Raw genomic sequence first — 11,221 nt, forward strand, 5'->3', positions numbered from 1 at the left:
CAGTTCCGCTTGCCGATGCTCGCTTTGCGCAGGCTTGCATCTGTGCGCCCCAGAACCTGCCACTCCAGAGGTGGCCCAAGCCGTCAACAAGAACGGGCTTAAGATCCCCACAAAGTGCTTGAAGCTAGCATCGCTCGGGAAGTCGATCCAGCATCGGTGCAATCTGGATCGCAACTACAGGCGAAGCGACGAACCGGCCTGATGCGCATGCCTTCAGAGTTCTGAAGTTGCGGTAAGGCTGTTTGAACGCCACGGATCGCCCCGGCGAGCTCCGTTGCCCGCGCGAGAACGAAGAGGCCCCGGGCCTCTAGAGAACTCGAAGCGCCTTAACGTCATCGATATGCACGACGCGGCCGCGGACGGTGACACCTCTGTCGCGGAGCGATGAAAAAGCTCGCGACAGGGCCTCGGGCGCCAGACCCAACATGCCGGCCAGCAGATTCTTCTGGAAGGGCAGGCGCAGCGAGGCCGGGCCGCCGCTGACGGGGCAATTGTTCAGCAGGTATTCGGCGACCCGCTGCTGTGCCGTGTGCAGCCGGTCGTTGGCGACGCAGTCCATGGTCGTCAGCAGGTGCTGCGACAGGCAGGCCATGATGGCCATGGCGATGTCCGGCTCCTGCTCGGCAAGGGTCCGGACTGTGCGGGTGTCGAAACGGGCAAAGGTGGTGTTCTCGGCGGTCTGGGCGTTGAAGCGGTAGGTGTCGTCGCCAAAGATCTGCCATTCCGCAAAGGTGTTGCCGGGGCCGCAGACGCGGATATCGGCCTCGCGCCCGTCCCGGTTCAGACGGTAGAGGCGCACGTAGCCGCCAAGCACGCAGTAGAAGTGATCGGCAGGCGTTCCTTCCCGAAAGACCACGTGGCGGGCCGGCAGGCTGCTGATCGTGGCGGCATCCAGCATCTTGTGGAGCGCTTCGCTGCTCAATGCCATGAAAAGCGGACTGCGGGCCAGAAGGATCTTGTCACGGTCACTCACATTCAGGCTCTTATTCATCTGGATTGTCGCAATATCTATCTCGCATCCATTCGTCTTCGACCGTCCGATGAAAATGGCAGCCTAGCCATTACAGCGGCAGAACCCTTGACCTCGATCAAATGCAGGAACTGGAACGATAGCGTCGTCGCCACCAGAAGGCGTCACCCGATCTGCGCATGATTGCCGGGTGTCGTTGCGAGTTGGACAGGGATCTCATGGCCGCTTGCAACGATCTTGCGGATTTGGTTCATGTTCATGAGGCTCATTACCGCAGAATAAACGTCACCTTTGGCTGCGAAGGTGTTATGGTCGTCAGTCGGTACTAGAGCGGCTCGACCATCCGCTGACGGGGGCAGACTATGCCCAAAGCGATCCTCAGCATCTAACTGGAAGTCCAGAAAGCTCCTCGTCGCGACCCCTTTGGCAGCGCTCGTGCATTGTACCAGCACGGCAGGCGGGCTCGGTGGCTCAGGCGGCGCTGTTGGGAGCGAGCGGCTTTTGCGCCTATACAGGAATGGCTTTGAAGGTCGTCAGTTGTGGTAACGTCACCAACTCGACTGGGACCGTCATGCACGTCGCAGCGCATTCGGATGGAAACGGCATGCTTGGTCTGTTTCGTTCGGCGCGTGATACCCGCCGAGATTTTTGGTGGTCGCTAGGAGAATATTGGTCGATTTTCGGCCTCAGACGATATCAAAGCCTCAATGATCAGCTTTTCGGAGTTGATATGCCGGCGCAGCGCTTCGGCGAAACCCCGCAGGAAATGCCGCGCCGTCTCGATAGCGGCGGTATCTTCCTTGATCCTTCCCAATTCCGAGAAGGCGACTACGGCAGCGGCTAAGTCGCAACGGTGTTCGGCCTTCAATTCCTGGATGAACCGTTCGCCGAACGTCGAGTCAGCAGCTGTCTCAAACTGTTGGAAGAGTGCGAGCTCCTCCAGCTGCTGCGTCCGCGCCAGGAGCGGGAGAAGGCGATCTGCAACTTCGTCACAAGTAGCAGATTGAACTTCTTCTGACGTCGACGAAGAGAGCTCCTCTATTGCTAGACACAGATCAAGCAGCTCCCTGTGGTTCAATTCCAAGGCCGCCAGATTCTGCGCAGACAATCGTTCTTTGAAGGGCATGGTTGCGGTCCTCATGTGAGGTGGCTAATGGATACGGGCGGTGGCTTGATTATCGTGAGCGTGCCAGGATCCGTCATTTCCAATCAGTGACACAGGTAGTGCTGCAACCGCTGACGAGACGCGATGACCCATTCGAGGGAAGCGGGATCTTGTCGAGGAGATAGATTTGCCCGGTCGATCGGGCTCGCGACCAATTCCGACCGGATATCGCACTCAACCTATTACCGAACAAGCCGCGGTGGTCTCTCTGGTTGCCATTCATGTTATCAGGCCCTTACCTATAGGTCCAAAATGCCGCCATCTCTGGGGTCGGCGAAGGTGTTCCCTTGTATCGCGCCAGACACGCAAATGTTTGCTAAAACGCAAATAGAAAAAGAGAGGCAGGTCATCATATGCGACCTGCCGACGAACCGACGTGCACGAAGGGAGTTCGATGAATGGTCACGGTAGATGAGAAGCTTGAGCCGATTTTACAGGAGGTCCTAAGGCGAAACGCGGGCGAGCACGAGTTTCACCAGGCGATACGGGAGGTGCTGGAAAGCTTGGGAAGGGTGATCGCCAAGCACCCGCGCTATCTGGAGAGCTCGCTCATAGAGAGGCTGTGTGAACCGGAGCGCCAGATCATCTTCCGCGTGCCCTGGGTTGACGATCACGGGCGCGTCCAGATCAATCGAGGCTTTAGGGTGCAGTTCAATTCAGCGCTTGGCCCGTACAAGGGCGGGATTCGCTTCCACCCTTCGGTAAACGTCGGGATCATCAAGTTTCTTGGTTTTGAACAAACCTTCAAGAACGCCCTGACAGGGATGCCAATAGGCGGCGGAAAAGGTGGCTCCGACTTCAATCCCCGAGGGAGATCCGACGGGGAGGTCATGCGGTTTTGCCAATCGTTCATGACCGAGCTTCACCGGCATATCGGAGAACATACTGACGTTCCAGCCGGTGACATCGGTGTCGGTGGCCGCGAGATCGGCTATATGTTTGGTCAGTACAAGAGGCTTACAAATCGCTACGAGGCAGGCGTGCTGACCGGCAAGGCTCTGTTCTACGGCGGCTCGCGGGCGCGGACCGAAGCAACAGGCTATGGCAGTACCTATTTTGTGCAATCGATGCTGGCGACCAGGCAGCAGGAGTTCGAGGGGCGAACGGCTGTGGTGTCCGGTTCGGGCAACGTCGCCATCTACACAGTGGAGAAAGTGCAGTCGTTTGGCGGCAAGGTCGTGGCTGTCTCCGATAGTTCTGGCTACGTTGTTGACGAGAGCGGCATTGATCTTGAGCTTCTTAAGGAAATCAAACAGGTTCGTCGGGCCCGGATCTCCGATTACGTTCATGCCAAGGGTGAGGGCAGGGGCGCCTACTTTGTAGATGCCGAGGCCGGATCGATCTGGGACGTGGCATGCGAGGTGGCAATGCCGTCTGCTACACAAAACGAGCTCACGGGGAAAGACGCCAAGACGCTGATCTCAAATGGTGTGATCGCCGTAGGCGAAGGTGCCAATATGCCCTGCACTCCGGAAGCGGTCCGGATCTTTCAGCAGGCTGGTATTCTGTTTGCGCCCGGCAAAGCTGCAAATGCTGGTGGCGTCGCGACGTCCGCTCTTGAGATGCAGCAAAATGCCTCGCGAGACAGCTGGACATTTGAGCAGACGGAGGCTCGGCTAGCGACCATCATGCGCAACATCCACGATACATGCGCGCAGACTGCTGATGAGTATGGCGCTCCTGGTGATTATGTACTTGGTGCCAATATCGCCGGTTTCGTCAAGGTCGCGCAGGCCATGGATGCACTTGGCATTATCTAGCGGCCTTTAGAATGGCAAGAGGTCGGTCTTCAGCGAGTAGGCTCGGTTATGTTCGGCATGACCGAGCCTACTGTGGTAGCCGGTTGGAGGATATTGCGACGGCGCAGAATCGGCGTACCATTCGCCCGCCCGCGGGCTCCTTGCGCTTCTTGTGAGGAGCAGGAATGCTGGACCGCCCAGGCGGAGAGGTCCATCTCCCCGAACTCATTAATAGGTCCATCGGGTTCCCTCGCGTCCCAGTGACGTAAGCCGACTGCAAACTTGACCTTTATCAAGAACGGTCAAAACGGTTTGACATTCGCGGCATAAGCCGCATGCTTGTCTGTAAGAGGGACCGCGAGGAGAGGAAGGGATGGCGGAACTTTCAGCCGACCAACGTGGGGAGGAGCCACGCAAGCCGACCCGCCGATCGGAGATCCTGACGTTTCTGGTTCTTGCCTTTGGCATTTGGCCGATCGTTGCAGTTGCCGTTGTCGGTGGCTACGGCTTCCTTGTTTGGATGTATCAGATCATTGCTGGTCCTCCGGGCCCTCCAGGTCATTGAGATGCCCATGGGCATCCTCAGCAGACGGGATTTCCTGCGTGGTCATACGCAAAGCGCGCCTCGGGTGCTGCCGCCCGGTTTCCTGGGACCCCGACCAGATGCCTGCTCGAATTGCACGCTCTGCATTGACCACTGTCCCACCTCCATACTCATTGCCGACGAGCAGGGAGGTCCCGCGGTGGATTTTAGCCGAGGGGAATGCACGTTGTGCGGGGAGTGCCGTGCCGCCTGCCCACACTCGGGAGATCTTTTCGAAGCCGCCTTCGCCTTCCCCCACCACGCTCAGATCGAAGCCGGCTGTCTGACGCATCGGGGCGTGGACTGTCAGGCCTGTCGGGACCACTGTCCCACGACCGCAATCCGATTCAGGCCGCGCATGGGTGGGCCCTTCCAGCCGGAGATCGACGTCGATGCCTGCAATGGCTGCGGCGCCTGCATTGCCGTGTGTCCAGTGGGTGCCGTTTCCGTCACTGCCCGCCAGGAGCTTGTGGATGCTTGAGAGAAAACACCGCCATTATATCTCGAGCGCTGTGATAGTGGCAAAGCCCGCCGCCACCGATGCCGTCCGCCAGATACTCGAGGCGATGCAGAATGTAGAAGTGTTTGCTGTCCAGGACAGCAAGATGGTGCTCGTCATCGAGGGCCGCACCAGCGGAGAACTGGGGACAACCCTCGCGGAGATATCGGGTATATCCGGCGTCGTTGCAGCAAACATGGTTTTTGAACATTCCGAAGACGAGGAGGCTTACGCGGATGACCACCGAACTGACACGGCGTAACTTGCTGAAAGCGCATGCGGCCGCAATAGCCGCTGCCACTGCAGGGGTCGCCCTTCCTGTATCGGCCCAACCGGTCCCCGGCGGCGTGGACTCGTTGCAGATCAAGTGGTCGAAAGCACCGTGTCGTTTCTGCGGCACCGGCTGCGGGGTGATGGTCGGCGTGAAGGAAGGCCAGGTTGTTGCCACTCACGGCGACATGCAGGCAGAGGTCAACCGGGGCCTTAACTGTATCAAGGGCTACTTCCTGTCCAAGATCATGTATGGCGAGGACAGGCTGACAGAGCCGCTCCTTCGCAAGCGCAACGGCCACTATGACAAGGAGGGCGAATTCGAGCCGGTAAGCTGGGATGAAGCCTTCGACGTCATGGCTGAGCAGTGCAAGCGGGTCCTGCGGGAGAAGGGCCCGACCGCGGTCGGCATGTTTGGCTCCGGTCAGTGGACGATCTTCGAAGGTTATGCTGCCACCAAGCTGATGCGCGCCGGATTCCGCTCCAACAATCTTGATCCGAACGCGCGCCACTGCATGGCCTCGGCTGCTTACGCATTCATGCGCACCTTCGGCATGGACGAGCCGATGGGCTGCTATGACGACTTCGAGCACGCCGATGCATTCGTGCTGTGGGGTTCCAACATGGCGGAGATGCATCCGATCCTGTGGACGCGCCTCGCCGATCGCCGGCTCGGGCACGAGCACGTGAAGGTCGCGGTCCTTTCCACCTTCACGCATCGCAGCATGGATCTGGCCGATGTTCCGATCATCTTCAAGCCAAGCACCGACCTGGCGATCCTCAACTACATCGCCAACCACATCATCTCCACCGGGCGTGTCAACGAGGAGTTCGTTCGAAACCACACGACGTTCATGAAGGGCGTGGACAATATCGGCTACGGGTTGCGGCCGGAGGATCCTCTGGAGTTGAAGGCCACCAATGCCGGCGATCCGACCAAGATGGAGCCCATCAGTTTTGATGCGTTCAAGGAGTTCGTCTCCGATTACACGCTGGAGAAGACCGCAGAGCTAACCGGGGCGGATCCAGGCTTCCTTGAGCAGCTGGCCGAGCTGTATGCAGACCCGGACCGGAAGGTCATGTCTCTTTGGACCATGGGGTTCAACCAGCACACGCGCGGTGTCTGGGCCAACCACATGGTCTACAATATCCATCTGCTGACGGGAAAGATCTCCGAGCCCGGTAACGGCCCGTTCTCGCTTACCGGTCAGCCATCCGCCTGTGGCACTGCGCGCGAAGTCGGCACCTTCGCCCACCGATTGCCGGCGGATATGGTGGTGACCAATCCCGAGCACCGTCACCATGCAGAAGAGATCTGGCGGTTGCCGGCAGGACTGCTACCTGACAAGGTCGGTTACCATGCCGTTCAGCAGGACCGGATGCTCAAAGACAGCAAGCTCAATTTCTACTGGGTGCAGGTCAACAACAACGTTCAAGCCGCACCCAACACTGCCAACGAGACTTTTCTCGGCTACCGCAATCCCGACAATTTCATTGTTGTCTCCGATGCCTATCCGACCATCACGGCGATGTCGGCCGATCTTATTCTTCCCGCCGCCATGTGGGTGGAGAAGGAAGGCGCCTACGGAAACGCCGAGAGGCGTACGCATGTCTGGCACCAGTTGGTCGATGCGCCGGGCGAGGCGAAGTCGGATCTATGGCAGCTTGTGGAGTTTTCGAAGCGGTTCACAACCGAAGAGGTCTGGCCGGCCGAGTTGCTCGATCAAAACCCGGCCTACCGCGGAAAGACATTGTTCGACGTGCTGTTCAAGAACGGCAAGGTCAATCGCTTCCCCGTGGAGGAGCTGAACGAGGAGTATGCCAATCGAGAAGCGCAAGAGTTCGGCTTCTACATCCAGAAAGGTCTGTTTGAAGAATATGCCGAGTTCGGGCGGGGGCATGGGCACGACCTTGCCCCCTATGATGTCTATCATCAGGAGCGCGGCCTGCGTTGGCCGGTGGTGGACGGTAAGGAAACCAAATGGCGGTATCGCGAAGGCCATGATCCCTATGTGAAGGAGGGAGAGGGCGTTCGCTTCTATGGGCGGCCCGACGGCCGAGCGGTCATCCTGGCCGTACCATACGAGCCGCCTGCTGAATCTCCCGACGACGAATATGATGTCTGGCTGGTCACGGGACGGGTCCTGGAACACTGGCACTCCGGCTCTATGACCATGCGAGTGCCTGAGCTCTACAAGGCATTCCCCGGCGCGCGCTGCTTCATGAATGCCGATGATGCACGCAAGCGCGGCATCAATCAGGGCGCTGAAGTAAGGATCATCTCCCGCCGCGGCGAGATTCGCAGCCGGGTTGAAACCCGCGGCCGAAATCGCATGCCGCCCGGGGTGATCTTCGTACCTTGGTTCGACGCAAGCCAGCTGATCAACAAGGTGACGCTTGACGCTACAGATCCCATCTCCAAACAGACGGATTACAAAAAATGCGCAGTCAAAATCGTTCCCGCCGCTTAGGCCGCGGCCCGATCGGGCTCGCTGCAGTTTGTGCAACCCTGTTCATCACAACCATCGTGGTGGCCCAGACCGTTCCGCAACTGTCCGGGCCAACCGAGAAAATGGAAAGCGTTCCGGCAAAACCGATGCCGAAATGGATCGTCGATGACGTGCGCAAGATGCGGGCATACCCCGATCAGCCGCCCGTGATCCCTCATTCGATCGAGGGCTACCAGCTATCGGTCAATACCAACCGCTGTCTGTCTTGCCACAAGCGAGAATTCACCGAAAGCTCAGGCGCGCCCATGATCAGCGTCACCCATTACATGACGCGAGAAGGACAGATGCTCGCAGACGTCTCCCCTCGCCGCTACTTCTGCACTGCCTGCCATGTGCCGCAGGCGGACGTGAACCCACTGGTGGAAAACACCTTCCGCGACATGAGCGAAATGGGTGTTGAGCACATCGGGGAGCAGGAGCACTAGACGATGAACAAGATCAAGAGCTTCTGGAGCTGGATCTGGAAGGTTCTCAGCACTCCCGCTGCCACTTTAAGCCTTGCTTTCCTGACCCTGGGCGGGTTTGTCGGCGGTGTGATCTTCTGGGGCGCCTTCAACACCGCGCTGGAGCTAACTAACACCGAAACCTTCTGCATCAGCTGCCACGAGATGGAAACAAACGTCTATGAGGAGCTGACGAGGACGGTGCATTTCAGCAACCGCTCCGGTGTGCGCGCATCATGTCCCGACTGCCATGTTCCGCATGAATGGACAGACAAGATCGCCCGCAAGATGCAGGCCTCCAAGGAGGTTTGGGGTAAGATCTTTGGGACGATCAGCACACGGGAGAAATTTCTCGATGAACGCTTGCGCCTTGCTCAGCACGAGTGGGCGCGCCTGAAATCCAATGACAGCCTGGAGTGTCGCAACTGTCATTCGTCTGTTGCGATGGATCTGTCGAAGCAGACGGAGCGTGCCGCGGAAATTCACAGCCGCTATCTGCTCAACGGCCGCGCCACCTGCATCGATTGCCACAAGGGAATCGCTCACGAACTCCCAAACATGCAGGGTGTTCAGCCAGGCTGGCAGCTGCCGAAGGAGCTGGAAGGGGAGGTTCTGCCTAGCGCCTCTGCAATCGACGAACTTCGCGAGGCGATGAAAGCGGCCCACGCAGATCTATAGCGGCAAAAGAGGCCAGTGGCCACGCAGCCCGGCTACCGCCAACTCAAGGCCGGGGCTGCCATTATCTGCTCTCGGGTCACATCGGCGACAAGGCGTTCTGGCAATCCATCGGGCTCGAGCTTGATTGCGCCGTCATTGCCGTGGGAGTCCGTCTCCTCTGATGCTCCGGCGCCAGCAAAGGCTTCCGACACAACGGCACCGGGCGCCGGCGCGACATCGGGATGAGCCTCTGACACCTCGTCTGCCTGCTCCTGGGGGTCCCCAGGTGCCAGCGTCAACGCGCTCATCCTCAAGGCTACGGTTTTCATGCCGACCCCCTGATCATCCCGGAGCGATACGATCAGTGCGGTGACTGACCGGTCTGCTGTAATGAGAATATCGGAGACCTTACCTAAGTTGTCACCCTGGAGATCATACAGCGGCTTGCCGATAAGGTCTCCTGCTCGCCAAGCGCCGGGAGCCGCAACGCGAACGAGGTAAGGCGCATCTAAAGCCTCCGCAACGGCTGCCTCAGTCAGGTCGTTCGAAGAGCTTGTGAAATCTTGTGCCAGAGCGGCGGCAGGCACAAGCCCTAGCATCGATATGGGCAATCGAAATCCGGCGCGCATTGAACCTCTCCCTGTTCGCATGCAGGGGGAACTCGAACCAGTCGCCTGAGTTCCATGCCAACTGATGGTTGTCACCGTCAACGCCAACCACCTCCATTGCCGCCAAAGAAATCCTGCACAACAAGCCCGGGGGACGCTGGCGAGCGCATCGGAGAGTGTCGCTGCGACAGATCCCCTCGTAGTCCTGTGCCGAAACGAATGCCGCGCCAGCAGGAAGTTCCCGCAGGCGGGCTGCCGGCGACGCAAGCGATAGCCCGACTGCCGTGACGTGTCGCCTTGGTCGCCAGTGATCGCTTCCCATGGCGCGGCAAACAGTCTCCTCAATCCACATGCAGAGCTTAGAAGTCCTTCCTCAACTAGTGGTGGCGAAGCCGCACGTCAGCCGGAGAGGGGAGAGCACATGATGAAGGCTGGTCTCGGTTTTCCGGAAGGTGCGGCCGCCGACAGAGGAGAAGCGCTTCAGGCATGATCGGTGGTCCCCGCGTGATCTTATCGCGGCGCAACCCTAGGATTGGATTGGCCGGCGGGCGAATGCCCCGTCACCGGGGCAAATCTCGCTCCGCGCGACCGGTGGTTCTTGATGCCGGCGGCTGACAAGCCGTTGAGTTAAGCACCTGATGCGTGGCCTACAGGGGTGAGGGATGCCGCAGCCCCGGCACCTCCAGAGGGCTGTGTCCCGGCAAGCGGTTATGCCGGGGTAGGCCTGTCGGGCACAACGTTCATCGGTCAATTCGTGATCATTCTCCGATCGCGTCCTTGCCGACCACATCATACTCCCACACGCCCTCCTCCTTGAGGCGATCGGCAACGTCTTTGGGCATGTAGTTCTCGTCATGCTTGGCAAGGACGGTATCGGCAACGAAGGCGTGAGAAACAGCATCGAATGCGCCTTCGGTCACAACGCCCTGGCCTTCACGGAAAAGATCCGGCAGGATCCCAGTATAGCTGACCGGGACCGTTCCTGATCCGTCAGTGACGGAAAATGCGACCCGCGATCCTTGGCTTCGCCGGACCGAACCCTCCGCCACCAGACCGCCGAGGCGGATTCGGGTCCCCGAGGCGATTCGGATCGTTGCGAGATCAGACGGCATAAAGAAATAGGTGATCGACTGGCTGAAGGCGAATGCGACAAGAAGTACCGCAACGAAAATGAACCCGCTGCCGCCGGCAATGATCATCAGTCTGGTTCGTTTGGGGGTCATGCGCTACTCCATTGACCGCAGGTTCTACCAGCGTGCGACCGGCGATATCCTTGATCGCCTCGGTCGCACGGTCGTTGCCGGGTGGTGTCAAGCGTAATCGGAGCAAGCCGCAGCCTTGCGCAGGTTCAAGCGGTCAACCCCGCCAGATCGTCGACCTGACAGGGTCTCTCTCCGATTGAGGAGACTTTAGCTGACGCCGCTCCCCGTGGTATCGGTGTTATTGTCATCTCCGGTGTCTTGCATGCCCTGCTTGAACTCACGGATGCCCCGGCCGAGATCCGCCATCAGTTGCGGAATCTTTCCGCGCCCGAAGAGCAGCAGGAGAATGGCCAGCACAATCAACCAGTGCCAGGCGCTGAACGTGCCCATATGGTGTCCTTGCTTGATTTTGCGCGAAGGCAGATTGCGGGCCGAGCTCTCACCCGACGGTGGGGCGCAATAACTGACCCGCTATCTTGAAGCCTAGCCCCCGATCGACTGCAGGTGCGTAAGGCATGGGTATTCGGCGGAGAGATCGTAGGCCCTCCGCCACGGCAGGCTCAAGGATCAGGTGC

Annotated in this window: 12 protein-coding genes; 7 read left to right on the plus strand and 5 right to left on the minus strand. The window is 59.2% G+C overall.

What is annotated here, in order from left to right; all coding sequences use genetic code 11:
* Nucleotides 1-307: 307 nt before the first annotated feature.
* Both EO99_RS0122665 and EO99_RS0122675 read right to left on the minus strand, forming a co-directional pair.
* Complete coding sequence (locus EO99_RS0122665) at nt 308-991, minus strand: Crp/Fnr family transcriptional regulator (RefSeq protein WP_029620851.1); 684 nt, start codon at nt 989-991, stop codon at nt 308-310.
* A 637-nt stretch (nt 992-1,628) separates the two neighbouring features.
* Complete coding sequence (locus EO99_RS0122675; RefSeq protein WP_051680030.1) at nt 1,629-2,096, minus strand: hemerythrin domain-containing protein; 468 nt, start codon at nt 2,094-2,096, stop codon at nt 1,629-1,631.
* Between the two features lie 437 nt (nt 2,097-2,533).
* On the opposite strand from EO99_RS0122675, the gene gdhA reads away from it, so the two are divergent.
* From gdhA to EO99_RS0122710, 7 genes are all read left to right on the plus strand, one after another.
* The gene (gene gdhA, locus EO99_RS0122680) at nt 2,534-3,895 is read left to right on the plus strand and encodes an NADP-specific glutamate dehydrogenase (RefSeq protein WP_029620853.1); all 1,362 of its coding nucleotides are present in this window, start codon (nt 2,534-2,536) and stop codon (nt 3,893-3,895) included.
* Nucleotides 3,896-4,247: 352 nt separating this feature from the next.
* Nucleotides 4,248-4,439 (plus strand): periplasmic nitrate reductase, NapE protein, encoded by a 192-nt coding sequence (napE, locus tag EO99_RS0122685; protein WP_029620854.1) that lies wholly within the window; start codon nt 4,248-4,250, stop codon nt 4,437-4,439.
* A 7-nt stretch (nt 4,440-4,446) separates the two neighbouring features.
* Nucleotides 4,447-4,938, plus strand: coding sequence for a ferredoxin-type protein NapF (locus EO99_RS0122690; RefSeq protein ID WP_037112733.1), 492 nt, complete (start codon nt 4,447-4,449; stop codon nt 4,936-4,938).
* Nucleotides 4,931-5,218 carry a chaperone NapD gene (locus tag EO99_RS0122695; RefSeq protein WP_029620856.1) on the plus strand — a complete coding sequence of 96 codons (288 nt, stop codon included), beginning with the start codon at nt 4,931-4,933 and terminating at the stop codon, nt 5,216-5,218. The genes EO99_RS0122690 and EO99_RS0122695 overlap by 8 nt, the downstream gene beginning before the upstream one ends.
* Nucleotides 5,193-7,697, plus strand: coding sequence for a periplasmic nitrate reductase subunit alpha (gene napA, locus EO99_RS0122700; protein ID WP_029620857.1), 2,505 nt, complete (start codon nt 5,193-5,195; stop codon nt 7,695-7,697). Before EO99_RS0122695 ends, napA begins: the two co-directional genes overlap by 26 nt.
* Nucleotides 7,667-8,161, plus strand: a complete 495-nt coding sequence (locus EO99_RS0122705) for a nitrate reductase cytochrome c-type subunit (protein WP_037112735.1) — start codon at nt 7,667-7,669, stop codon at nt 8,159-8,161. The genes napA and EO99_RS0122705 overlap by 31 nt, the downstream gene beginning before the upstream one ends.
* 3 nt (nt 8,162-8,164) lie before the next feature.
* Nucleotides 8,165-8,857: a NapC/NirT family cytochrome c gene (locus tag EO99_RS0122710; RefSeq protein ID WP_029620859.1), complete on the plus strand. Its 693-nt coding sequence runs from the start codon at nt 8,165-8,167 to the stop codon at nt 8,855-8,857.
* 32 nt (nt 8,858-8,889) lie between these two features.
* On the opposite strand, the gene EO99_RS0122715 is transcribed toward EO99_RS0122710, so the two are convergent.
* The 3 genes from EO99_RS0122715 to EO99_RS26035 all read right to left on the minus strand — a co-directional run bounded on the left by EO99_RS0122715 (nt 8,890) and on the right by EO99_RS26035 (nt 11,036).
* Nucleotides 8,890-9,465 (minus strand): PRC-barrel domain-containing protein, encoded by a 576-nt coding sequence (locus tag EO99_RS0122715; protein WP_029620860.1) that lies wholly within the window; start codon nt 9,463-9,465, stop codon nt 8,890-8,892.
* Between the two features lie 737 nt (nt 9,466-10,202).
* Entirely contained in the window at nt 10,203-10,667 is a 465-nt protein-coding gene (gene ccmE / locus EO99_RS0122720) for a cytochrome c maturation protein CcmE (protein ID WP_029620861.1), read from the minus strand.
* A gap of 186 nt (nt 10,668-10,853) precedes the next feature.
* Nucleotides 10,854-11,036: a twin-arginine translocase TatA/TatE family subunit gene (locus EO99_RS26035; protein WP_037112738.1), complete on the minus strand. Its 183-nt coding sequence runs from the start codon at nt 11,034-11,036 to the stop codon at nt 10,854-10,856.
* Between the last annotated feature and the right edge of the window lie 185 nt (nt 11,037-11,221).

The sequence above is a fragment of the Pseudorhizobium marinum genome, assembly GCF_000705355.1.
GTDB lineage: Bacteria > Pseudomonadota > Alphaproteobacteria > Rhizobiales > Rhizobiaceae > Neorhizobium > Neorhizobium pelagicum.